The sequence below is a fragment of the Corynebacterium sp. KPL3927 genome (assembly GCF_040225835.1).
In the GTDB taxonomy this organism is placed as follows: Bacteria; Actinomycetota; Actinomycetes; order Mycobacteriales; family Mycobacteriaceae; genus Corynebacterium.
In genome coordinates this window covers 43,521-65,823 of sequence record NZ_JBEHGD010000009.1, presented here as the reverse complement: position 1 = coordinate 65,823, position 22,303 = coordinate 43,521, and the positions used below count along the sequence as shown (strand labels likewise).

General features: G+C 58.0%; 20 protein-coding genes. 15 read left to right on the top strand and 5 right to left on the bottom strand.

Annotation, left to right across the window (positions count from 1 at the left end):
• The first annotated feature begins 47 nt into the window (after positions 1 to 47).
• Both ABRP86_RS06310 and ABRP86_RS06305 read left to right on the top strand, forming a co-directional pair.
• The gene (locus ABRP86_RS06310) at positions 48 to 1,100 is read left to right on the top strand and encodes an NAD(P)-dependent alcohol dehydrogenase (protein WP_349863145.1); all 1,053 of its coding nucleotides are present in this window, start codon (positions 48 to 50) and stop codon (positions 1,098 to 1,100) included.
• 202 nt (positions 1,101 to 1,302) lie between these two features.
• Entirely contained in the window at positions 1,303 to 2,733 is a 1,431-nt protein-coding gene (locus ABRP86_RS06305; protein WP_349863142.1) for a YkvI family membrane protein, read from the top strand.
• Between the two features lie 113 nt (positions 2,734 to 2,846).
• On the opposite strand, the gene ABRP86_RS06300 is transcribed toward ABRP86_RS06305, so the two are convergent.
• On the bottom strand, positions 2,847 to 3,572 hold the full coding sequence (locus tag ABRP86_RS06300) for a LysE/ArgO family amino acid transporter (protein ID WP_349863140.1): 726 nt from the start codon (positions 3,570 to 3,572) through the stop codon (positions 2,847 to 2,849).
• A 69-nt stretch (positions 3,573 to 3,641) separates the two neighbouring features.
• Here ABRP86_RS06300 and ABRP86_RS06295 point away from each other — a divergent pair, with 69 nt between their 5' ends.
• A complete protein-coding gene (locus ABRP86_RS06295; protein ID WP_349853145.1) occupies positions 3,642 to 4,514 on the top strand; it encodes an ArgP/LysG family DNA-binding transcriptional regulator in 873 nt (290 codons plus the stop codon).
• Here ABRP86_RS06295 and ABRP86_RS06290 read toward each other — a convergent pair.
• Positions 4,483 to 5,580, bottom strand: coding sequence for a glutathione S-transferase family protein (locus ABRP86_RS06290; protein WP_349863138.1), 1,098 nt, complete (start codon positions 5,578 to 5,580; stop codon positions 4,483 to 4,485). The two genes, ABRP86_RS06295 and ABRP86_RS06290, sit on opposite strands and share 32 nt — an antisense overlap.
• 194 nt (positions 5,581 to 5,774) lie before the next feature.
• On the opposite strand from ABRP86_RS06290, the gene ABRP86_RS06285 reads away from it, so the two are divergent.
• The 3 genes from ABRP86_RS06285 to ABRP86_RS06275 all read left to right on the top strand — a co-directional run bounded on the left by ABRP86_RS06285 (position 5,775) and on the right by ABRP86_RS06275 (position 7,574).
• Entirely contained in the window at positions 5,775 to 6,665 is an 891-nt protein-coding gene (locus ABRP86_RS06285) for a DoxX family protein (protein WP_349863136.1), read from the top strand.
• Positions 6,666 to 6,811: 146 nt separating this feature from the next.
• A complete protein-coding gene (locus ABRP86_RS06280) occupies positions 6,812 to 7,267 on the top strand; it encodes a cb-type cytochrome C oxidase subunit IV (RefSeq protein ID WP_349863135.1) in 456 nt (151 codons plus the stop codon).
• A complete protein-coding gene (locus tag ABRP86_RS06275; RefSeq protein WP_023026394.1) occupies positions 7,257 to 7,574 on the top strand; it encodes a transcriptional regulator in 318 nt (105 codons plus the stop codon). The genes ABRP86_RS06280 and ABRP86_RS06275 overlap by 11 nt, the downstream gene beginning before the upstream one ends.
• Here ABRP86_RS06275 and ABRP86_RS06270 read toward each other — a convergent pair.
• The 3 genes from ABRP86_RS06270 to ABRP86_RS06260 all read right to left on the bottom strand — a co-directional run bounded on the left by ABRP86_RS06270 (position 7,549) and on the right by ABRP86_RS06260 (position 11,345).
• Positions 7,549 to 8,820 (bottom strand): glycosyltransferase 87 family protein, encoded by a 1,272-nt coding sequence (locus ABRP86_RS06270; RefSeq protein ID WP_349863132.1) that lies wholly within the window; start codon positions 8,818 to 8,820, stop codon positions 7,549 to 7,551. The genes ABRP86_RS06275 and ABRP86_RS06270 overlap by 26 nt on opposite strands.
• A 77-nt stretch (positions 8,821 to 8,897) precedes the next feature.
• Positions 8,898 to 10,751, bottom strand: coding sequence for a dihydroxy-acid dehydratase (gene ilvD, locus ABRP86_RS06265; RefSeq protein ID WP_349863129.1), 1,854 nt, complete (start codon positions 10,749 to 10,751; stop codon positions 8,898 to 8,900).
• A 51-nt stretch (positions 10,752 to 10,802) separates the two neighbouring features.
• Positions 10,803 to 11,345, bottom strand: coding sequence for a PH domain-containing protein (locus tag ABRP86_RS06260; protein WP_284782927.1), 543 nt, complete (start codon positions 11,343 to 11,345; stop codon positions 10,803 to 10,805).
• A gap of 303 nt (positions 11,346 to 11,648) precedes the next feature.
• Between ABRP86_RS06260 and ABRP86_RS06255 the strand changes: the two genes are divergently transcribed.
• The 9 genes from ABRP86_RS06255 to ABRP86_RS06215 all read left to right on the top strand — a co-directional run bounded on the left by ABRP86_RS06255 (position 11,649) and on the right by ABRP86_RS06215 (position 22,301).
• Positions 11,649 to 13,499 carry an acetolactate synthase large subunit gene (locus ABRP86_RS06255; RefSeq protein ID WP_349863127.1) on the top strand — a complete coding sequence of 617 codons (1,851 nt, stop codon included), beginning with the start codon at positions 11,649 to 11,651 and terminating at the stop codon, positions 13,497 to 13,499.
• 3 nt (positions 13,500 to 13,502) lie between these two features.
• Entirely contained in the window at positions 13,503 to 14,018 is a 516-nt protein-coding gene (gene ilvN, locus ABRP86_RS06250; protein ID WP_023026400.1) for an acetolactate synthase small subunit, read from the top strand.
• Between the two features lie 102 nt (positions 14,019 to 14,120).
• Positions 14,121 to 15,134 carry a ketol-acid reductoisomerase gene (ilvC, locus tag ABRP86_RS06245; RefSeq protein WP_349863125.1) on the top strand — a complete coding sequence of 338 codons (1,014 nt, stop codon included), beginning with the start codon at positions 14,121 to 14,123 and terminating at the stop codon, positions 15,132 to 15,134.
• Between the two features lie 125 nt (positions 15,135 to 15,259).
• Positions 15,260 to 17,050 (top strand): GmrSD restriction endonuclease domain-containing protein, encoded by a 1,791-nt coding sequence (locus ABRP86_RS06240; protein ID WP_349863123.1) that lies wholly within the window; start codon positions 15,260 to 15,262, stop codon positions 17,048 to 17,050.
• Positions 17,034 to 17,945 carry a hypothetical protein gene (locus tag ABRP86_RS06235; protein WP_023026406.1) on the top strand — a complete coding sequence of 304 codons (912 nt, stop codon included), beginning with the start codon at positions 17,034 to 17,036 and terminating at the stop codon, positions 17,943 to 17,945. The genes ABRP86_RS06240 and ABRP86_RS06235 overlap by 17 nt, the downstream gene beginning before the upstream one ends.
• A 64-nt stretch (positions 17,946 to 18,009) precedes the next feature.
• The gene (gene serA, locus ABRP86_RS06230) at positions 18,010 to 19,596 is read left to right on the top strand and encodes a phosphoglycerate dehydrogenase (protein ID WP_349863121.1); all 1,587 of its coding nucleotides are present in this window, start codon (positions 18,010 to 18,012) and stop codon (positions 19,594 to 19,596) included.
• A 132-nt stretch (positions 19,597 to 19,728) separates the two neighbouring features.
• Positions 19,729 to 20,748, top strand: coding sequence for a 3-isopropylmalate dehydrogenase (locus tag ABRP86_RS06225; RefSeq protein ID WP_349863119.1), 1,020 nt, complete (start codon positions 19,729 to 19,731; stop codon positions 20,746 to 20,748).
• A 115-nt stretch (positions 20,749 to 20,863) separates the two neighbouring features.
• Positions 20,864 to 21,676: a fumarylacetoacetate hydrolase family protein gene (locus tag ABRP86_RS06220; protein WP_023026413.1), complete on the top strand. Its 813-nt coding sequence runs from the start codon at positions 20,864 to 20,866 to the stop codon at positions 21,674 to 21,676.
• 52 nt (positions 21,677 to 21,728) lie between these two features.
• Positions 21,729 to 22,301: a class I SAM-dependent methyltransferase gene (locus ABRP86_RS06215; protein WP_502880305.1), complete on the top strand. Its 573-nt coding sequence runs from the start codon at positions 21,729 to 21,731 to the stop codon at positions 22,299 to 22,301.
• The last annotated feature ends 2 nt before the right edge of the window (positions 22,302 to 22,303 follow it).

The following is a 22,303-nucleotide window of genomic DNA, read 5'->3' as shown; positions in this document are numbered from 1 at the left end:
AATTTTCATTTGGGCAGGTCAGGGCGGTAAAGCGTAGACTACGTGACATGCCAATTAAATCTAAAGTTCTGCAAAAAACGAGCCCAGATGCACCTTTTCGCACCGTAGAAATCGAACGGCGCGATCCGCGCGAAGATGACGTCGTCATCGACATCAAGGCGGCAGGTATTTGCCACTCGGATATCCACACTATTCGCAATGAGTGGGGCGAGGCCCACTTCCCGCTGACGGTGGGCCACGAGATCGCTGGCGTGGTCGAAGCAGTAGGGGACAAGGTCACCAAGTTTAACGTGGGCGACCGCGTGGGAGTGGGCTGCTTGGTCAATTCCTGCGGTGTGTGCGAGCAGTGCCGGAATGGGCAAGAGCAAAACTGCCTGAACAGCTCGGTGGGAACCTATAACTCTGAAGACGTCGATGGAACCATTACCCAGGGCGGCTATGCGCAAAAGGTCGTGGTCAATGAGAATTTCGTGTTGACGATTCCGGAAGGCCTCGACTTTGATGTTGCCGCCCCGCTCTTGTGCGCCGGAATTACCACCTACTCGCCCTTGGCCCGGTGGCAGGTCAAGGAAGGCGATAAGGTAGCCGTCGTTGGCCTTGGCGGTCTGGGCCACATGGGTGTGCAGATCGCCGCCGCCAAGGGCGCTGAGGTCACCGTCATTTCCCGCTCCTTGCGCAAGGAACAAGAAGCCTACAAGCTCGGCGCGCAGCGGGTGTTGGCAACGGGTGAGGCCCCCGACTTCTTTGCCAACCACAAGGGCGAGTTCGACTTGATTTTGTCTACCATTTCCGCCTCCTATTCCCTCAATGACTACCTGCAGCTGTTGAAGCCGCGGGGGATCATGTCTGTGGTCGGCCTGCCGCCGGAGGAACTGGGAATCACGATGGGCAACCTCGTTGGTGGCGGTAAAGTATTGACCGGAAACAATATTGGCGGCATTGCCGAAACCCAAGAGATGCTGGACTTTTGTGCAGAACACGGCATCGGCGCGGTCATCGAAAAGGTGGGCGTTGATGACGTTGACGCAGCCTATGAGCGGGTTGTTGCCGGTGATGTGAAGTTCCGTTTTGTCATCGATACGGAAACTTTCGCGGACTAAGTATGTAAGCTACTTCATCGACAAAAGATGATGTATTGTATTTCACGCACGTGCAAGTAGGATTTCGTTATTGGCTTACGTACCATGTGCACAGGAGCACACTCCTGCGCCGCGCCTCCCCGCACGCGTCGGGGGATAAGGAGGGGGCCTAGGACGCGCGCACTGGTGTGTGAAAATTATCCGCTACAAAAGTTAGGCAACTGTGTCTTATAAAAATATTCTCGCCATGGCTATGTCCTTCGTGGGCCTGCTGGTAGGCGCGGGCTTTGCTACGGGTCAAGAGGTCGTGCAATATTTCACCGCCTTCGGCACCTGGGGTATTGCCGGCATTGTGGTCGCAGCGGCCATTATGACGCTGGCGGGCACCGTGTTCTTGCAATTGGGCAGCTATTTCCACGCCACTGAGCACAACACGGTCTTCCGCAAAGTCACCCACCCCATCGTGTCCAAGCTATTGGACGTGGCCGTTATCATCACGCTCTTTGCCATTGGCTTTGTGATGCTGGCCGGTGCAGGTTCCAATATGGAGCAGCAATTTGGCTGGCAGGCTTGGATCGGCTCGACGCTGATGTTGGGGCTCGTGATTGCCGTCGGTATGATGGACGTCGATAAGGTGTCCAAGGTCATCGGTATGCTCACGCCGTCCATCATTATTGCCGTCATTGGTGTGGCCATCTACACCATGTTCAATATGCCGGACGATATCGGTGCGGCAATGGAAGCCTCCAGCCAAATCGATACCCCGATCGGCAACTGGTTGGTCTCCGCGCTGAACTACAACGGCCTAGCTTTGATGCTGGCGGTTTCGATGTCGCTGGTTATCGGCGGCGATAACATTAGCCCCCGTGAGGCCGGTTGGGGCGGCATCGTAGGCGGCATCGTCTACTCCGTCATGATGGGCCTGGCAGGCTTCTCCCTGCTGATGAACGCCGAGGAGATTGAGGGCTCCGATATCCCGATGCTGTCCTTGGTCGATAGCGTCAACCCTGTCTTGGGCGCAATCATGGCCATCATTATTTACCTGATGATTTTCAATACCGCCATCGGTATGTTCTACGCATTGGGCAAGCGCCTTTCCGCCGGCAACGAGGCCAAGTTCCGCGTTATCTTTATCGCCGGCTGTTTCGCGGGCTTCGGCGTCTCCTTCTTCGGCTTCAAGACCTTGATGCAGTACGTCTACCCGGTCATCGGTTATATGGGTATCGCGATGGTGGCCGTCTTGGTCTTTGCGTGGTTCCGCAGCCAGTCCAAGATTCAGGACGAGGCGCTGCGCCGCGAGCGCGTGCGTTCGCTGATACACCTGAAGCTGAACCCGAACAAGGAATACGACGCAGATCGCTACGACGACGAGATTGGCCAGCACCTCGAGGATTCCAATATGGATAGCGAGTCCCTCTATGAAGAGCTCGTGACTGAGGTGACGGAAAAGCTTGACGGTGATGACGATGTGGACTTTGATAAGGAAGAATGTGAGAAGCAAAACCAGGACGATCACACCTACTACATCGAGCGCGAGGGCGTAGAGCACGACCGCTCGCCGGAAGAGATTGAAAAGTGGATCGAAGAAACCGGTGCTATCGGTGACCCAGAGGAAGACGATGAGTCTTCCGAAGCGGAAAGCTCCCAGAAGTAATCTCGCCTTAGAGCAATAAATTTCCCTCCCCAGGATTTCCCGGGGAGGGATTTTCTATGCCTTGTGCTTGCCGATGCCCCTTTTAACGCTTAGGGCTGGAGCTGGCCAAGGGATTACAGCAGGAGGAGCTTGAGGGTCAGGCCAATCATGATGACGCCGATGCCAACGTTGATCCAGCGCCATACCTCGGGGCGGGAGAGGACGTGGGAGAAGCGGGCAGCGCCAAAGCCAATGACGGGGAACCACGTAAAGCTCGCGGCGATGGCACCGCCGGCGAACAGCCACCGGCCGGGATCGCCATACTGGTTGGCGATGCCGCCGAGCATGACCAGCACATCGACATAGGCGCCAGGGTTGAGCCAGGTTAGCGCCAGCGCGGTAAGTAGTGGCTTAACCCAGGAGGGAGAGCGCTTGATCTCTTGGCGCTGGGTGGCGGTAGCGGTGGCGACAGACCCGTGCTCGGTGCCGGCCCCAACCGTGGAGTCGCTGTCGCCGTCGAAGGTCGCGACTTCCTCGGTGGAATTGGGGGAAGTGGATTCCACGTCGATGGCCTCGCCCTTGGTTTTGAAGGCATCGCGGAAGCAAGTGAAGGTAAAAAACGCGAGGTAGGCCGCGCCGATGTACTTAAGTACCTCAAGCGCAGTGGGAAAGCGCTCCACCAAGTAGCCGACACCGGCGGTGCCGGAGGTGATAAGGATGACATCGGAAAGCGCGCACACCACGATGATGAGCCCGATGTGATCGCGGCGGATGCCGTATTTCAACAGCATCGCATTTTGGGGGCCGACGGCCACAATGAGGGATAAACCAAGCACAAAACCAGCTAGCACGATGGACATGCCTCTAGTGTGAGTCCAAGCCGTAAATAAGTCCAGTTAATCCATCTTCATATGGTTTAGAATAGCTTCATGAACCCCGTACATTTGGAAACCTTGCTGGCCATCGTGGAAGAAGGGAGCTTTGAGGTTGCCGCTTCGGTCCTGGGAATTTCTCCGTCTGCGGTAAGCCAGCGCATCAAGGCATTGGAGGCGAGCACCGGTCGCGTTTTAGTACGGAGAGCGAATCCGGTGGGGGCGACGGAGGCCGGGGAGATCTTGGTGCAAGCAGCCCGGCGTATGGCGTTGGTGCAGGCGGAAACCGATGCCCGGTTGGGCCAGCGCCTAGCGCGCGTGCCCCTGTCGGTGGCCATCAACTCCGATTCGCTGGCTACATGGTTTACGCAAGTGTTAAGCGATACCGCGCAGCGGGGCGACGTTGCGCTGCGCATCCGCATCGAGGATGAGGCGCGCACCCTAGCTATGCTGCGGCGAGGCGATGTCCTAGGAGCCGTGACGAGGGAACATTCACCGGTTTCGGGGTGCGATTCCACGTTTTTGGGGACCATGCGCTATTTCGCCGTCGCCGCCCCACACATCGCGGAGCGCTTCCACGCGGGCAAGCTTACCTGGGAGACGATGCCGCTGGTGGGCTATGGCCCCAATGACCAGGTGCTCGATGATGCTATGCGGGAGCGCTTTATTGACTCCCACGTCGTGCGCGCGCGGGTTTCGCAGATTCCCTCTTCGGAAGGCTACCTGGAGGCCGTGCGCGTGGGCCTGGGATGGGGACTTTTGCCGCAGGCCCAGGCCCAGCCGCTGGTAGAATCGCAAGAGCTGCTGCTTCTCGATGACCACCAGCTCGACATTGACCTCTACTGGCAGCGCTGGCGCCTAGAATCCGAGGTCTTAAGCGATCTGACACGGTCTGTGATTAACGCGGCTGCGGCGCTGGGAAGAGCTTAAGCTGGAAGTCTTCTGGATTCTTTACTTCCTCGCCGGAGGGAATGGGACCTGGCAGTTGCACGCCAGGGGCAAAGGGCTGGCCGCCAAAGCGATCGCGGTCGTGCGGCTCTGCTAACCAGGACATATCCGGTCCTACCGGGACGATGCGGGTGGGGTTGATCTCGGTGTGCGTGGCAAAGTAGTGCTGCTTTATCTCAGTGAAATCGGTGGTATCACCAAAACCCGGTAGCTGGAATAGTTCTTGCAGGTAGCCGCGCAGGTTGGGCAGTTCCTGAATCTTGTGGCGCGAGCACTTGAAGTGCGAGTAATACACTGGGTCGAAGCGTATGAGGGTGGCAAATAGGCGGATATCGGTCTCGGTAATGTGATCGCCGACCATATAGCGCTGGGTGCCCAGGCGCTCCTCGGCCCAATCGAGCGCCTCCCACAGCTGGTCATAGGCCTCTTCGTAGGCTTCTTGCGAACCGGCAAAACCGCAGCGGTACACGCCATTATTGATGCCGTGGAAGATGTACTCATTGAGTTCTTCCATTTCCTCGCGGTGCTGCTCTGGGAAGAGATCGGGGGCGCCTCCTGCCTGGAAGTCCGTCCACTGCTCAATAAAATCGCGCACCATAGAGGGATAATCATTGGTCACCACCCGGCCCGTAGATTCTTCTACCAAGGCTGGCACGGTAATACCGCGGGGATAGTCCGGAAAGCGCTCGAAGTAGGCTTCCTGCAGGCGCTTGTAGCCCAAAACCGGATCTACCTCGCCCTCATCTAAATCGAATGTCCAGGACCGCGCATCGTGCACGGGCCCGGCGAGGGCTAGGGAAATGGAATCTTCTAAACCTAATAAGCGGCGGGCGATGACCGCGCGGTGCGCCCACGGGCACGCGCGGGCGGCGACTAAGCGGTAGCGGCCAGCCTCCATCGGCCAATAAAAAGTGCCATCGTCTTGTGAGGTTACCTCGGATACCGCAGGTGAAATGCGGTCTTCGATATAGGTGGTATCGCGAATAAACTCGCCGTCTGGTGAAGCATTGCGGGCATCTCCTGCCCAATCGGAGTCGTGTGAAGTCATCGATTCACTCCCAATTTTGGTGGATTAATAAGGCGGGGAAGTGTCCCGCTGGCAATTAATGTTTATATGTCAACTACATGACAATGTTGATGTTACAACAAGTTGCAAGTCAGGGGAAGGGAGGTGCGGGGAACAATTGCGGCGCGCCGTTAACGGTACCGCAAAACTGCAGGCAAGTGTCTTAAATTGGTCTTATGAGCGATAAGCAGCAACCGGATAAAGCTAATCCCTTAGACGAGGATCTCAACGTCCCTGCCTACGATTCTGTGCAACGGGATAACCCCGATGTCTTTGCGCGCGCAGGGCGCGCCGAACCGCAAGAAATTCGGCCGCGCAAGAAAGAGGCAGCGGAAACGGAAGTTATGCCCAATCCTGATGCCAATGGGGCTGCACAGCAGGGGAGCCAACAATCCACGGGTGAGGATACCGCGGTATTGGATCCCGCAGCACCGGCGCAGACCGAAGGCTTCGCGGATGAAGATGCTGCCCTGACCCCAGAGGAGCAGGCGGAACAGGAGCGTCAGCTGCAGCAGGAACAGGAGGATAAGGAAGGCTATAAGCGCTATGGGCGCCGCGGCACCATTGATTTTGGCCTCTTCTTCGTCCGCTTGGCTATGAGCGCCTACCTCATCATCGCTGGCGTGGCCACGTTCTTCTCGCTGGGCGATGACACAGGTGTCTCCGGCTTGGAAAGCGATTACTCCCAGTACGCTTGGGCCGATTCGTTTGCCCTTGCTGTACCAACCGTTCAGCTCATCGCGGGCGCGTTCCTCCTTTTGGGCCTGATTAGCCCGCTTGCGGCCATGCTCGGCTTGGTCGTTACCGGTTTCACCGCCTTGCACGAGCTGGCGGAATCGGGTGCTGGTCTGCAGGTCTTTGATTGGCCGGACTCGGTATGGCTATCCCTGGTGCTTTTCGTTATCGCGATTGGCCTGCAATTTACCGGTCCTGGTTTCATTTCCTTGGACTTTGGCCGCTCTTGGGCGCGGCGCCCACTGGGTACGTCGTGGGTCTTTGTGGTGGTTGGTATCGCCATCTTGGTTGCCGTGTGGTTCTTTGGCGCGGCCGTAAACCCCATCGCTTAGCCTGTTATTCGCTACCGCTTGAGTGGATCCCCGCCGCAGTCAATGCGGTGGGGATTTTCTTTCCACCCTTGCTTTTCACTTTGGAAAGTGAAAGAATTGCCATAAAGGAAAGTATGGAATCTGGATTTTGGAGATGGTGGTAGAAGATGGAAGATGAGCTAAAGAAGTCGCTTGAATTTAATGACAGCCTGCAGGATCAAGGCGCTGAGCGTAAGCGGCTTGTGCAAAATATCCTCCTAGTGATCGCTTTGGCAGCGTTCTACGTGGGAATGACCGTATTCGCGGAGGTCATGCACCCCGTCGCGTTTCTCATTTTCTACTTTGTCCTTATAGGATTCATTGTGTGGGCGCTGCTTCATTACCAAAATAAGGTGCGGACCAGCTATCGCCAGGATCCGTATACCCAGCCCAAGGCCGATAAGAAATACTATGCGGGGATGGCAATAATCCTTATCCCGATGTTTATTACGAACATGCTGCGTGAGCACACGTGGGCAATGGTTATCTTCGTGGTCTTGTGGGCAGTGGCAATGGTGTGGGTGCTGCAATCTCGTGCCTTGGACCTTGCAGCGCGGCAAGGAGAGGGCCGTAGTGCTCAGTGATATTGATCCCGTTATCTATCCGCTCAATCGCTTCAAAATCTGCGCAGTTTTGAACGCGCGGGGTGCGGTTGAAGGGACGGTGCGCCGCGAAATGCGCTTCGCGGCGCTGCGGGAAGAGGTGGGGCAATCGGCCGCCACCTTATCCAAACAATTAACCGCCTTGGAAAAGGAAGGCTATGTCAGCCGATTCCGCGAGTACGGATCTTCCCGCGATAAGGACACCGTGTGGGTGATGCTCACTGCTACCGGCAAGTCCGCATTCGATGCCCACCTCGCCGCGCTTAAGTCGCTAGCGGAGCAGGAGTAGCGTTGCTTGTGGCGTGAGCACGCTGGGCCGCACAGAACGCGGCCGCGTACAGCGCGACGGTAAGCACGGTAAGCCAGACAAAGTCATCCACCCAGAACTTTTGGACGTGATTCATGGCATGGACATCGACTTGATCGCCCCACCACCACTTCGGCGGAACGGTCAATAGCAGGACTGACCAGGCGATGAGGACGGCCAAGAGGCTGCGGGCAGCCCATCCGGTAGAAAGCCAGCTCCACGCGCGGTAGATGAACACCGGAATAACGAGCGTGAGCCAGACCCAGTGATGGGACCAAGATACAGGGGAGATGAGCAGGACGGTGAGGGCGGTGACCAATTGGGCATCGACAAGCAAATGCTCCCTGCACAAGCGCTTAATGAGCCAAGCCGCAAGGACGACGACGATAACGGAGGCCGCGAGCCACGCGAGGCCGATCGTCAGGCCATTCGCTTCCATGGATTCAGCGGATGGGTACACGCGCTGAATGGCGCCTTTGATGGAGCTATTTGACTGATACTCGGTTCCCACGCCGAAGTCGCTGCCGGAGCCCATTTCGAGGAGTTTGAAGCTAAAGAACTCAACGAACGGGTCCCAGCGGAAGGCTGCAGCAAGAAGCGTGGCCGCTACGGCGGAGAGCAGCGCGGTGGCAATCTGCTTCCATTCCCTGCGCACAAGGAAGTAAAGCAGCATCGCCAGAGGGGTTATCTTGATGGCGGCCGCCACGCCGATGAGGATTCCCTGCGGCAGGAATCGCTTGCGCGGAACGAGATCGAGGATAACCAGCGCCATGACCACGATATTGATCTGGGCAAAGCTGTTATTGAGGTCAACCGGCTCAAAGTGTAAGACAATCGCCCAGGTAATGCCGGTAGCGGGCAAGAGGAACTCCGTATTCTTGAGCACCGCTTTGAAAACGAAGTAGAGGCTAACGAGCACCAGGAGATCCGAAAGGATAACCATGATGTTGCCGGCCATGTTGTGGTCGATGGCGTCGAAGGCCGTGAGCGGGACCATCGCTAAGGCGCCAAAGGGCGGATAAATGAACGGCAGCTGAATATCGCCGGCAAGCATCGGCTCGCTGTAAACGGATCGGTGCTCGAGGAAGGCCTTGACTCCCTCGCGGTAGATCACCATATCGATGGGGAAGTCTGTGATGCGGGTGTCTTCAACGACCTGCCAGGCGCCGAAAAGGAGCCCCAGCAGGGCCACGGTATATCGGAATAACGGGGTATGAGCGAATTTCATCGCAGTACAAGGTATAGGAACTTCTGATACTGAGGTCGCACCCCACCGGGGTCCCAGCGATTTAGCAGCTAATTATGTTAATTTACAAAGCCATCTACCACGCGCACCGCGCCGCGATCTGCTGAGGTGGCCATTGCGGCATAGGCACGCAGTGCCTTGGTAATGGGGCGGTTGCGGTCCACCGGGGTCCACGGCTTTTCGCGCTGCTCTTGCGCGGCGCGGCGGCGCTCCAGAACATCCTCGTCCACGTCGAGCGTGAGCTCGCGCTCGTGGATATTGATGGAAATGGTATCGCCATTTTCAATGAGCCCGATGAGTCCCTGGTGGGCGGCCTCGGGAGAAATGTGGCCAATGGAGAGGCCGGAGGTGCCGCCGGAGAAGCGGCCGTCGGTAATCAAGGCGCAGGCCTTGCCCAGTCCGGCGCCCTTGAGGAAGGACGTCGGGTGGAGCATTTCCTGCATGCCGGGTCCGCCGGACGGGCCCTCGTAACGAATGACGACGACATCGCCGGGCTGGACCTCTTTATTCAAGATGATGGACACGGCCTGCTCCTGGGACTCCACCACGCGGGCAGGGCCAGAAAAGGTCCATAGCTCTTCCTCTACGCCGGCTGCCTTGACGATGGCCCCGTCCGGCGCCAAGTTGCCGCGCAGGACCACAAGTCCGCCGTCGGAAGAAAAGGCGTGGTCAGCATCGTGAATGCAGCCATTGACCGCGTCGGTATCCAGTTCATCCCACCGGTTGGACTGGGAGAATGGCTCCGTGGTGCGCACGCCGCCGGGAGCCGCGTAGTAGAGCTCGCGGGCCTGGTCGGTGACGCGTGGGTTGCGGATATCCCAATCATCGAGCCACTGCTCCGCATTGTCATAGAGGGCGGTGTGGACCTTGAGGTTGAGGTGGCCTGCGCGGCGCAGCTCGCCCAAGATGGCGGGAATGCCGCCGGCGCGGTGCACGTCCTCGATGTGGTAGGTGCCGTTGGGTGCGACCTTGGACAGGCAAGGCACGCGGTAGGAGATGTCATTAATATCATCCAGCGTGAAGTCCACTTCGCCCTCTTGCGCTGCGGCAAGGGTGTGCAGGATAGTGTTGGTGGATCCGCCCATGGCCATATCGAGGGCCATGGCATTGCTAAAGGCTTCCTTGGTGGCGATATTGCGCGGCAGGACGGACTCGTCTTCTTCGCCGTAGTAGCGCCGGCACATATCCACGATGGTAGAGCCGGCCTTTTCAAAGAGGTCACGTCGCGCGCTGTGGGTGGCCAGCGTGGTGCCGTTGCCCGGAAGCGCCAAACCGAGAGCTTCTGTCAAGCAGTTCATGGAGTTAGCGGTAAACATGCCGGAGCAGGAACCGCAGGTGGGGCAGGCGGATTCTTCGACCTGGGCCAAGCCGGAATCGCTCACGCTATCGTTTGCGGATGCGGTGATAGCGGTAATCAGGTCGGTCGGCGCATGGGCGACGCCATCGACCACGACGGCCTTACCGGCCTCCATCGGCCCGCCCGAGACAAAGATCGTGGGGATATTCAACCGCATTGCGGCATTGAGCATGCCCGGGGTGATCTTATCGCAGTTGGAGATGCAGACGAGGGCATCGGCAGTATGCGCATTGGCCATGTATTCGATGGAATCGGAGATGATTTCGCGCGAGGGCAAAGAGTACAGCATGCCGCTATGCCCCATGGCAATGCCGTCATCGACGGCAATGGTATTGAACTCCTTGGGTACGCCACCGGCTTCGCGGACGGCGTCGGCGACGATATCCCCGACGTTTTTCAGGTGCACGTGGCCGGGGACGAACTGCGTATAAGAGTTGGCGATGGCGACAATCGGCTTGCCAAAGTCATTTTCCTTGGTGCCAGTCGCGCGCCACAAGGCACGCGCACCGGAGGCTTGGCGTCCGACGGTAGTTACTTTAGAGCGCAGTGGGAACATGGATTAAGTCACTATTCCTTATAGATTGGTCAAATAGGGGAGAAAGTAGATTTAGTTTTCTGCCGAATCTTTAAGCTCGGGGTGCTTTTCTAGGTATGCAGCGTATTCCTCTTTACTTAAGAGGATCTGCTGCCCGTCGCGGTGTACGATGACGACCTTGTCGTCGGCTGCCTCGCGGCCCTGGGTGAGGGCATCGGGAATGCGCCCGCGGGATGCTTGTGCCAAGCGGGGCAGTGAGTTGAAGGTTACGCCAGGCAGGTTATGTTTCGCACCATTTTTAGTCTGCGCGAAGGCCCGGGCGCGCTGGAAGCCAATTCCGGCGAAATCATCCCATGCGATGGAAACGTTTTTCCGGAATGCATAAGAAATGGAGATGCCTTTCTCAGAGACCCGCGTGCGGGCCTTGATGACCCACCAGAGGCCGATAACGGGGATAATGAGCAACCACCCTAGGTATTTGGGCGCCCATCCAATGCTCAATAAGGCGATCGTGGACAAAATTAAAATGCCCAAGATGTGGTCGCGAGAAGGGGTGAAGACCTCTGCCTGGGTGGTGGACTGACGAGGTTGTTTGTCCTGTGCTGGTGGGGTCATAGTGTGCCAGCCTAATTGACCATGCGGTGGGGAAGCGAACCATTTTTTCGCCGTGTTTCAACGTATGAGAAAGTTTTCCCAAAAGGGGGTAACTGCTTCCAGATATAATTCTATCGGTATATAGTTGGAAATATGATCATTATTCGACTTCAGGTGGTACGAGCGCGGCGGTGACCGCGGCGTTTCCTGAACGTCGACGCTTTCGCCCCCGCAGACCACCGGCCCGCGGGGGCTTTAGTTGTAACTAGGGCGTTTTCCGATGATCAGTTTCCATGACAGACCAACCCAAGGAGCACATACACCGTGGTAACGACATCCTCGCCCACGCCTAGTTCCGCGGCCGCTGCGACTACCGCTGCGCCCACGGAGCGAATGAGTGGGGCTCATGCAATTGTCCGCACGCTGGAAGATCTGGGCACCGATCTCGTATTCGGTATTCCAGGCGGTGCCGTGCTTCCGCTCTACGATGCACTGCATGGTTCAACCAAGCTTCGCCACGTGCTAACTCGCCATGAACAAGGCGCCGGCCACGCCGCCGAGGGCTATGCGCAGGCCTCCGGAAAGGTGGGCGTGTGCATCGCTACCTCCGGGCCCGGTGCGACCAACTTGGTTACTGCGCTTGCCGATGCCAACTTGGACTCCGTTCCCATCGTCGCCATCACCGGCCAGGTGGGCAGTAACCTTTTGGGCACCGATGCCTTCCAGGAGGCCGATATCCGCGGTGTCACCATGCCAATTACCAAGCACAACTACATCGTGACGGATCCTGCAGAGATCCCTTCTGCTATTTCGGCCGCCTTCCACTTGGCCTCCACCGGTCGCCCCGGTCCGGTGCTCGTTGATATCCCGAAGGACGTGCAAAACGGCTTTGTGGATTATCGCTTCTCGGAAGCGCTGGACCTGCAGGGCTATAAGCCAGTCACCAAGCCGCACCACCGACAGGTGGCCCAGGCCATGGAATTGATGGGGCATGCGGAAAAGCCCGTGCTCTATGTCGGTGGCGGAGTCATTAAAGCCAACGCCTCCCAGGAGCTGTTGGAGTTTGCAGAGCTGACGAATATCCCCGTGGTTACTACCTTGATGGCCCTGGGCTCCTTTCCAGATTCCCACCCACTGCACCTAGGGATGCCGGGCATGCACGGCACCGTCCCAGCCGTCGCGGCCATGCAGCGCGCGGACCTCATCATCGCCATTGGCGCCCGCTTCGATGACCGCGTGACCGGCGATACCTCTACCTTCGCGCCCAATGCGAAGGTCATCCACGCCGATATTGACCCGGCCGAGATTGGCAAGATCCGCGAGGTTACGGTCCCCATCGTCGGCGATGCGAAGAAGTGCTTGACCGCGTTGGGCAAGGAGTACCGCAAGAAGGACGTGCAGCCTGCCGCCGATGTGAAACAGTGGCACGATTACCTGCGCGGCATGCAGGAGCGTTTCCCGCGCGGTTATGAGCCCACCGATGATGGCCTGCTGAACCCACAATTCGTCTTGGAAAAGCTCAGCGAGACCGTTGGGCCGGAGGCTATCTACTGCGCGGGCGTGGGCCAACACCAGATGTGGTCCGCGCAGTTCTTGGACTTTGAACACCCGCGTTCCTGGATCAACTCCGGTGGCGCCGGAACCATGGGCTATGCGGTTCCCGCTGCCTTGGGTGCAAAGGCAGCGCGCCCTGATAAAGAAGTATGGGCGATTGACGGCGATGGTTGCTTCCAAATGACCAACCAGGAACTTACCACCGCCGCCTTGGAAGGCTTCCCGTTTAAGGTTGCTGTCATTAATAACGGCAACCTTGGAATGGTCCGGCAGTGGCAGACGCTGTTTTATGATCAGCACTATTCGCACACCAAGCTGCGCGAAGAAAACGCCTTCACCCCGGACTTCGTCCGTTTGGCGGAGGCACTCGGTTGTGAAGCCATCCGGGTAACGAGCGAAGAAGAAGTCGTTCCGGCCATTAAGCGCGCGCAGGCAATTAGCGATAAGCCAGTCGTCATTGACTTCATCGTCGGCCAAGATGCACAGGTGTGGCCGATGATCGGTGGCGGTGCCTCCAATGAGGAAATCCAGTACGCCCGCGGCCTGCGCCCGCTTTTTGATGAAGCTGAATCCGCCGCGGAGACCCCAGCTGAGATCGACGAAACCATCCAGGAGGCATAAACCATGACGCAAAACGAGGTAACTCGGCATACCTTATCGGTATTAGTTGAGGATGTTGAAAGCATCATCGCCCGCGTGGTGGGAATGTTTAGCCGTCGTGGCTATAGCTTGGTGTCCTTGGTGTCCGCGCATACGGAAACCCCCGGAATTAACCGGCTGACCATCGTCGTGGATGCTTCTGAGGTGATCATTGAGCAGGTAACAAAACAGCTCAATAAGCTCATTCCGGTCATCAAGGTCGTGGAACTCAAGGAAGATTCCACCGTTGCTCGCGCCATCATGCTGGTGAAGGTATCGGCCGATAATTCCAACCGCGCGCAGGTGGTGGATGCGGTGAATATCTTCCGTGCCCGCGTGGTCGACGTGGCAAAGGAATCGGTCGTCGTGGAAGCTACCGGTACGCCGGGCAAGCTCGCGGCGCTGCTCGAGGTCCTCGAACCTTTCGGGATTCGCGAACTCGTGCAATCGGGCCACGTAGCCTTGGGGCGCGGCCCGAAGGCTACGGCTCCCAAAAAGTAAATAAAATCTCACGATGTGAACACATTGTCCCGCGCAGTGATATATACTCTGCGTTAGGACGCTTCATTACAACTTTTCCTACCAAAGAATTGAGGATTTGAAATGGCTATTGATACCTACTACGACGACGATGCTGACCTGTCGATCATCCAGGGCCGCAAGGTAGCGGTCATCGGCTACGGCTCTCAGGGCCACGCCCACTCCCAGAACCTGCGCGATTCCGGCGTTGAGGTTGTTATCGGTCTGCGCGAGGGCTCTAAGTCTGCAGCCAAGGCAGAAGAGGCTGGCTTCGAGGTCAAGTCCGTCGCGGAGGCATCCAAGTGGGCCGACGTCGTTATGCTGCTGGCGCCGGATACCTCCCAGAAGGAGATCTTCGAAGAGCACATCGCCCCGAACCTGGAGGACGGCAACGCACTGCTGTTCGGTCACGGCCTGAACATCCACTTTAAGCTGATTGAGCCGACTGCGTCCGTCACCGTCGGTATGGTTGCCCCCAAGGGTCCAGGCCACCTGGTCCGCCGCCAGTTCGTTGACGGCAAGGGCGTTCCTTGCTTGATTGCCACCGAGCAGGATCCGAAGCACGAGGGTCATGACCTGACCCTGTCCTATGCCGCTGCCATCGGTGGCGCTCGCGCCGGCGTTATCCCCACCACCTTCGAGGCAGAGACGGTCACCGACCTCTTTGGCGAGCAGGCCGTCCTGTGTGGTGGCGTTGAGTTCCTCATCCGCAATGGCTTTGAGGTCCTCACCGAGGCCGGCTACGAGCCAGAGATGGCCTATTTCGAGGTTCTGCACGAGATGAAGCTCATCGTGGACCTCATGTTCGAGGGCGGCATTGCCAACATGAACTACTCGGTCTCTGATACCGCTGAGTTCGGTGGCTACATCTCCGGCCCACGCATCATCAACGCTGATACCAAGCAGCGCATGAAGGATGTCCTGTCCGATATCCAGGACGGCACCTTTACCAAGCGCCTGCTCGACAACGTTGAGGGCGGCAACAAGGAGCTGGAAGACCTGCGCGATGAATTTGCGCAGCACGAAATCGAAAAGACCGGCACCAAGCTGCGCGATCTCATGAGCTGGGTCAAGAACCCATTGGACGCTACTGCCTAGTCAGTCGCTGCTGTCATTGCGGCCCGCGGGAAACTCCCCGTGGGCCGCTTTGTGCTTTGGAAAGCTTTATCCCATCGCCTTAGTCTGTGAGGTGCCGCCGAGGTGTTGCGGGTAGTATTAGCCCTATGGGTTTTACGACGCCAAGCTATGATCTCAAGGATCTTTTTTCGCGGATCGACCGAGGCGATATCCAGCTTCCGGATTTCCAGCGCAGCTACGCCTGGGATGAAGACCGCATCCGCTCACTTATCGTTACGGTCCTGCGTGGTTACCCCATCGGAGCGCTGATGGCCCTGGATACCCGAAATGAAAAAATGCGTTTCCGCCCGCGGGTTTTGGCGGGCGCGCCCGAGGTTGGCGTCGAGCCCGGATTGCTCCTTCTGGACGGTCAACAGCGCCTTACCTCCCTGTATCACTGCTTTAACGGCGAGGGTTTTGTCAAGACCACCGATTTCCGGAAAAAGAAGGTCCACCGCCGCTTTTTCATTGACGTTCGTGCCGCGGTCAGTGGGGACTTGCTTGCCGATGACGCCATTTTCGCCGTCGACCAGAACGGCGAGATCTGCTCGCACTTCGGCCCCGATATTGATGGGGCTATCACCTGCCGCCAGGATGGGCTGGATAATATGTGCATTCCTGTGGCCTCGCTATTGAGTGAGGAAGGCATCAGCATGCTTTTCGAGCTTGCCGCCACTCACGAGCAGTATAGCGCCGAGCTTGCAGCGTTTAATAACCGCATCGTGCGACCTTTGGCCGGCTACGACATCCCGATGATCCGGCTATCCCGTGAAACGGAGCGCTCGGGAATCGGTTCTATCTTCGCCCAGGCGAACTCCGCCGGCCTGCAGATGGATGTCTTCGATCTCTTAACGGCCGTCTTTGCTTCCGAAGACCCGACCTTCCACCTTGCTAACGATTGGCAGCAGGTGGAAAAGGACCTGCGGGATTCACCCGCGCTCGATGGCATCGGGCGCAATGAATTTCTTTCCGCAGTGTCTCTCTTGGTCACAGGGGAGAAGGGCAATGCCGGCGGTCAACGCGAAGACATTTTGAAGCTGTCCCTATCCGAGTACAAGGCGGCCGCGCACGACCTGCGCATCACCTTCCACGAGGTTGCCGAATTCTTGGCGCAGCGCCGAATTCTAAGCCTGGATCAAGTTCCTTATACCGAACAGATCGTGCCGCTGGCGGTCATCATTGCGCGCTTGGCAAAGCGGCCTGGAGCCCTGTCTAGCCAGCAGGCATGGGATCGCATCGACCAGTGGTTCTGGTGTGGCGTCTTTGGTGAGCTCTACGGTTCTTCCGCGGTGCCACTGCGCGCCGCCCGCGATGTGGACGAGGTAACGGAGTGGGTTGCTGGGGCCACCAATGACGTTCCCAAGACGGTCGCAGATGCAGGATTCCGGGAATCCCGCTTGCTGTCGGTCGATGAAAACGATGGCGTATGGCACGGTATTTATGCCCTGCTCATGGCCCGAGGCGCGAAAGATTGGCGGACGGGCAGCGAATTTACTCGCCACACCTTTGAAGAGCTGCAACCAGGGTTTTTCCCGGTATTCCCACTGAATTGGTGCCAGCGCCACGGGGTGGATTCGGTCTTGGCCCATTCGGTCATGAACTACACCCCGATGGGCAAACGCACAGAGGTCGTCCTCGATGGATTCGCACCGAATCGCTACCTGCCACGCGTGCAATCCAAGTCCATCATGGAAGACGAGGAATTTGATGCCGTCTTGGCGTCGCACGACCTCGATGTCGCTAACCTAAGGGAGTCAATGGTTCAGGAATTCTTGGCGGATCGGCGCCATCGTTTTGTGAACCTGGTGGAAGAAACCTTGGGCATTCCCGTCATTCGAGATGTCGATGAAGCAAACCTGGCCGGCGGTGAAGAGGGGCCACATGCATTTGGCCGCTAAGAGGTTCCGGGCGGCTGCAGCGGTTATCGCAGCCTCCCTTGTACTTGTCGGCTGCGGCGATGCCTTGCAGGAGCCCAAACTGGTAAAGCGTGGGCTGTCGGATCTCTCCGAGTCCGACGTTGAGCTTGAGCGCGCCAAGTCAGAGAATCAAAACCGCCTTATCGATCCCAAATTCGCTGGCAAGTTTGAAATCATCGATGATCCTAGCGGCATTGACGCTGCGCGGACTTTTTTCGAGGATTCTGACTCGATGGTGCTCTTTGCACCCGATGCTAAATCCGAACTGCGCGCGGCGACGTTGGCTATTAACCAGCACCTGCCGGCCGTGGAATACGATCGCTCGCGCCGCGGTGACATCCTCAACCTGGTAGGTGACTTGGAAGTAAAACGACTCGTCATCATTGGCGATATTCCATGGACACAATCCAGCGGTGATTTCACTGTCATCAAGGACCCGGGAACGCACGAAGCGTTGGGAGATTTCACGGCATTCCAATATGAGTCCAAGGTGGTCGCCTCGCCGAAACAAATGGTCAAGGACATCGCGCGGCTGGATAAAACACCTTACGTTGAGTTGCGCCCTGCCTGGATTCCTTATGAGGGTGAGCCCGACGACGATGGTAAAAAGTTATCGCCCGTTCCGGCACAGTCGCGGCGCGATGGCCAGATGGCGCCCAATATTGTGGCCACGGCGGATAGCCCGGTAGCCAATGTCATTACGGCCGCGGCCTATGGTGGCTCGGTATTGGTGATGCCGACGGCAGATCCGCTGGAAGATAAGCGGAGTATGGCCATGGTGGCGGGGCTGGACGAGGGGTCACTGATTGCTTTGGGCCCGGAATTCGGTCAAGTGAAAGAATTTAAGGAAAAAATAAGGCAGGGCACCCCAAACTGAACTACACTTCCTTCACACGCGGTGATTTTCGCGTAATGCACAACGAATTGAAACGAAGGATGATATGTCGAAGCCGGTAGTTCTTATCGCCGATAAATTGGCCCAATCCACAGTGACGGCTTTGGGGGATTCTGTCGAGGTGCGCTGGGTAGATGGCCCGAACCGCGAGGAATTGCTTGCTGCGGTTCCAGAAGCAGATGCGCTGCTCGTGCGCTCTGCCACCACGGTCGACGCTGAAGTTCTAGAAGCCGCGCCCAAGCTTAAGATTGTGGGTCGCGCGGGCGTGGGACTCGATAACGTGGATATTGACACCGCCACCAACAAAGGCGTCATGGTGGTCAACGCTCCTACCTCCAATATCCACTCTGCGTGCGAGCAGGCGATTGCCTTGCTTTTGGCCACTGCCCGCCAGATTCCAGCGGCGGATCAGTCCTTGCGCGAGGGCGAGTGGAAGCGCTCTTCCTTCAAGGGCGTGGAGGTCTACGGCAAGACTATTGGTATCGTCGGCTTCGGCCACATCGGTCAGCTTTTTGCACAGCGGTTGAGCGCCTTTGAAACGAAGATTATTGCCTACGATCCTTATGCCAATCCGGCGCGTGCGGCAGCGCTTGGCGTGGAATTGGTCGAGCTGGAAGATCTGATGGCGCAGGCAGATTTTGTCACCATTCACCTGCCCAAGACGCCGGAGACCGCCGGTATGTTCAATGCGGAGCTTTTGGCCAAGGCAAAGGAAGGCCAGATACTTATCAACGCCGCCCGCGGCGGCCTCGTAGACGAGCAGGCCTTGGCAGATTCCATTACCTCGGGTCACCACCGCGGTGCGGGTTTTGATGTGTACTCCACGGAGCCGTGCACGGATTCCCCGCTCTTTAAGCTCCCGCAGGTCACGGTGTCGCCGCACCTGGGTGCGTCCACTGTGGAGGCACAGGATCGCGCTGGTACCGATGTCGCTGCCTCGGTACTCAAGGCCCTTGCCGGCGAGTTCGTCCCTGATGCGGTCAACGTCTCTGGCGGCACGGTGGGCGAAGAGGTCGCCGGCTGGCTCGACCTTGCCCGCAAGCTGGGTCTTACCGCAGGGCGCCTGCTTGATCAGGCTCCCGTCGCCGTGGAGATTGAGGCCTGCGGCGAGCTGTCCACTGAGGATGTGGACGTGCTGGGCCTTTCGGCCGTACGCGGTCTGTTTAGCGGTGTGACTTCGGAGCCGGTTACCTTTGTCAACGCGATGCAGATTGCTGAGAGCCGTGGGGTCGAAGTTTCGGTCTCCACCAACCCAGAATCCAAGGGGCACCGTTCTTCCTTGCAGGTCAAGGTCATTAGCGCAGAGGGCGTGACGTCCTCGCTCACCGGTGCGCTCATCGGTATCGATGGCACCGAAAAGTTTGTGCGCATCAATGGCCGTGGCGTGGATATGCGGGCCGAGGGCCGCAACCTGTTCTTCCGTTATGCCGATGCCCCAGGCGCGCTGGGTACCGTGGGTACCAAGCTGGGTGCGGCGGGTATCAACATCATCGCTGCAGCCCTGACGCAGGGAAAGCAGGAATCCGATGCCGTGCTCATTTTGCGCGTGGAGTCCGAGGTGCCAGATTCTCTCATCGAGGAGATCAACTCCGCCCTTGGCGCTACGTGCCAGCAATTCGATATGGATGAATAACCTCACCGCAGGCTAGGACGATTAGCCTAACCGCGTACTCATGCCCGCCCATCGCGCAGACTTACTGCGATGGGCGGGTTTTCTTTGGTAGGCTAATGCCTAATCCACTATGTGAGAAAGGAATCCTATCCAATGAAATTAGCGGTTATTGGCGGCGACGGTATTGGGCCGGAAGTAACGGCGGAAGCCCTGAAGGTGTTGCGCGCGGTGCGCAGCGATATTGAAACTACCGACTATGACTTGGGCGCGCGGCGATACCTGCGCAATGGCGAGCTTTTAACGGACGCAGACTTAGCCAGCTTGCGCGAGCACGATGCCATTTTGCTGGGTGCCATCGGCGCGCCAGGCGAGGTTCCTCCAGGCGTTTTGGAGCGCGGCCTGCTATTGAAGATGCGTTTTGCGCTCGATCACCACGTGAACCTGCGCCCTTCCATTTTGTATCCCACGGCCCACTCGCCGTTGGCTAACCCTGGCGAGATTGACTTCGTCGTGGTGCGTGAAGGCACCGAGGGCCTGTACTGCGGCAATGGTGGCACGCTGCGGGAAGGAACGCCGCACGAGGTAGCCAGCGAGGTTTCGCAAAATACCCGCTTCGGGGTAGAGCGCGTGGTGCGCGATGCTTTCGAGCGGGCATCGCAGCGCCGCCAGCACCTGACCCTGGTGCACAAGACCAATGTGCTCGTCAACGCCGGCGATCTGTGGCACCGCACGGTAGAAGAAGTTGCGAGGGAATATCCGCAGGTGGAGGTGGACTACAACCACATCGATGCCGCGACCATCTACATGGTGACGGATCCTGCCCGTTACGATGTCATCGTGACCGATAACCTCTTTGGGGACATCTTAACGGACTTAGCAGGTGCTATTACTGGCGGAATTGGGTTGGCTGCTTCGGGCAATATTGATGCCTCGGGCGAGAACCCCTCCATGTTTGAGCCAGTGCACGGTTCGGCACCCGATATTGCTGGACAAGGCATCGCGGATCCGACTGCGGTTATCTTGTCGGCGGCGATGCTTTTGCGGCAGTTGGGTGATGAAGCCAATGCACAGAAGGTGGAAAAGGCGGTGGCGGAGGACATCGCCAAGCGCGGCGATGCCCCAATCAAGACCGTCGAGGTAGGAGACCGCATCGCGGCGAGCCTGCAAGCTTAAGCGCGAGGAGTCCTTTGTGTGAATGCGGTGTTGGCAGCGAACTGAATAATCTTTGCAAATTAACACCGCAAACTTTGCATACATGTAAAGGCTACCTTTTAGTAGGATGGCCGTTATGCGTTTAGGACGAATTGCACACCCAGAAGGAATTTGCTTTGCCATCATTGACGGGCCACAAGACGCCCCGATGGAGGAGCTTGTAGCTAAAGAGATCTCCGGCACCCCGTTTACCCCGCCGGAGCCCACCGGCCGAGAATGGAAGCTGGGCGAGGTGCGGCTCTTGGCGCCGACCCTGCCCACCAAGGTAGTGGCGCTCGGCCGCAACTATGCCGACCACGTGGCGGAGGTATTTAAGAAGTCCTCCGATAAACTGCCTCCAACCATCTTCTTGAAGCCCTCGACTGCGGTCATCGGCCCTAATGAGGCCATCAAGATTCCGGATTATGCCACCAACGTGGAATTTGAGGGCGAGCTGGCCGTGGTTATTTCCAAGCCATCGAAGAGTATCAAGGCTGAGAACTGGAAAGACCACGTGCTCGGCTATACCATCTGCAACGACGTCTCCTCCCGTGACCTGCAGTTCAAGGACGGCCAGTGGGCGCGCGCCAAGGGCATTGATACCTTCTGCCCCTTGGGTCCGTGGATTGAAACGGACCTGGATAGCTTGGATCTTGATGATCAGAAGATCAATGCGTACCTGACCCACGATGGTTCCCGTGAGCAGAAGCAGGATTCCAATACGGATCAGATGATCGTCAAGATGGGCGGCATCTTGGAAGAGATTTCTGCCGCATATACTTTGCTGCCTGGCGATGTCATCACTACCGGCTCGCCCGCCGGAACCGCCCCGATGGTGCCAGGCGATACCATTGAAATTGAGATTCCAGGGGTTGGCACTTTGCGCAATACCATCTCTAGGGCGCAGTAGGTTCACCCAAAAGCAGCTGCCGCTGGCGAGGTACTGGTAGAAGGAGGACGGCGTGCCGGAGCATTCGCATCAAGGCAACCACGGGTCTGCGCCCAGCGCACAGGAAATGGAGGAGCGCTATCGCTCTGCTGCGCAGGTGTGGTCGGGGAGTCCGAATGCCACGCTGGTGGACTATGCCAGCGACCTTCCAGTCGGTACCGCGCTCGATATCGGCTGCGGGGAAGGCGCCGATGCCCAGTGGCTGCACGAGCGTGGCTGGCAGGTGCTCGGCATCGACTTTGCCCCGACGGCCGTGGCTCGGACCAAGGCGCGGGGAGTGCCCGCCGAGGTTGCCACCTTTGATGAATTCAGCCACGCCCCATTTGATTTAGTCACCGTGCATTACGGCAGTGTCCGTGCCACCGCACGGGAAGTAGCACTGCTGGAAAAGCTCGTCGCCAAGGGCGGAACCTTACTCTATGTTCACCATGACATGCAGTCAGAAGAGATTGCCATGCCGGAATGGCTGGCGGAAAACCTGACCGAATTGACGGTGCAGACCTTTCGGCGATCGCCGCGCCGTGTTTCTGGCGGCGCGGGAGCCCACCACACCAGCGATGTAATCCTCGTGGCGAAGCGGCTCTAAGT

Excerpts from the sequence above, each read along its gene's own strand:
- ilvN (WP_023026400.1), top strand. The coding sequence starts at position 13,503 with ATGACGCAAAACGAGGTAACTCGGCATACCTTATCGGTATTAGTTGAG.
- ilvD (WP_349863129.1), bottom strand. The coding sequence starts at position 10,751 with ATGTTCCCACTGCGCTCTAAAGTAACTACCGTCGGACGCCAAGCCTCC.
- ABRP86_RS06285 (WP_349863136.1), top strand. The coding sequence starts at position 5,775 with ATGAGCGATAAGCAGCAACCGGATAAAGCTAATCCCTTAGACGAGGAT.
- serA (WP_349863121.1), top strand. The coding sequence starts at position 18,010 with ATGTCGAAGCCGGTAGTTCTTATCGCCGATAAATTGGCCCAATCCACA.
- ABRP86_RS06280 (WP_349863135.1), top strand. The coding sequence starts at position 6,812 with ATGGAAGATGAGCTAAAGAAGTCGCTTGAATTTAATGACAGCCTGCAG.
- ABRP86_RS06220 (WP_023026413.1), top strand. The coding sequence starts at position 20,864 with ATGCGTTTAGGACGAATTGCACACCCAGAAGGAATTTGCTTTGCCATC.
- ABRP86_RS06300 (WP_349863140.1), bottom strand. The coding sequence starts at position 3,572 with ATGTCCATCGTGCTAGCTGGTTTTGTGCTTGGTTTATCCCTCATTGTG.
- ABRP86_RS06295 (WP_349853145.1), top strand. The coding sequence starts at position 3,642 with ATGAACCCCGTACATTTGGAAACCTTGCTGGCCATCGTGGAAGAAGGG.
- ilvC (WP_349863125.1), top strand. The coding sequence starts at position 14,121 with ATGGCTATTGATACCTACTACGACGACGATGCTGACCTGTCGATCATC.
- ABRP86_RS06260 (WP_284782927.1), bottom strand. The coding sequence starts at position 11,345 with ATGACCCCACCAGCACAGGACAAACAACCTCGTCAGTCCACCACCCAG.
- ABRP86_RS06225 (WP_349863119.1), top strand. The coding sequence starts at position 19,729 with ATGAAATTAGCGGTTATTGGCGGCGACGGTATTGGGCCGGAAGTAACG.
- ABRP86_RS06235 (WP_023026406.1), top strand. The coding sequence starts at position 17,034 with ATGCATTTGGCCGCTAAGAGGTTCCGGGCGGCTGCAGCGGTTATCGCA.
- ABRP86_RS06310 (WP_349863145.1), top strand. The coding sequence starts at position 48 with ATGCCAATTAAATCTAAAGTTCTGCAAAAAACGAGCCCAGATGCACCT.
- ABRP86_RS06240 (WP_349863123.1), top strand. The coding sequence starts at position 15,260 with ATGGGTTTTACGACGCCAAGCTATGATCTCAAGGATCTTTTTTCGCGG.
- ABRP86_RS06270 (WP_349863132.1), bottom strand. The coding sequence starts at position 8,820 with ATGAAATTCGCTCATACCCCGTTATTCCGATATACCGTGGCCCTGCTG.
- ABRP86_RS06290 (WP_349863138.1), bottom strand. The coding sequence starts at position 5,580 with ATGACTTCACACGACTCCGATTGGGCAGGAGATGCCCGCAATGCTTCA.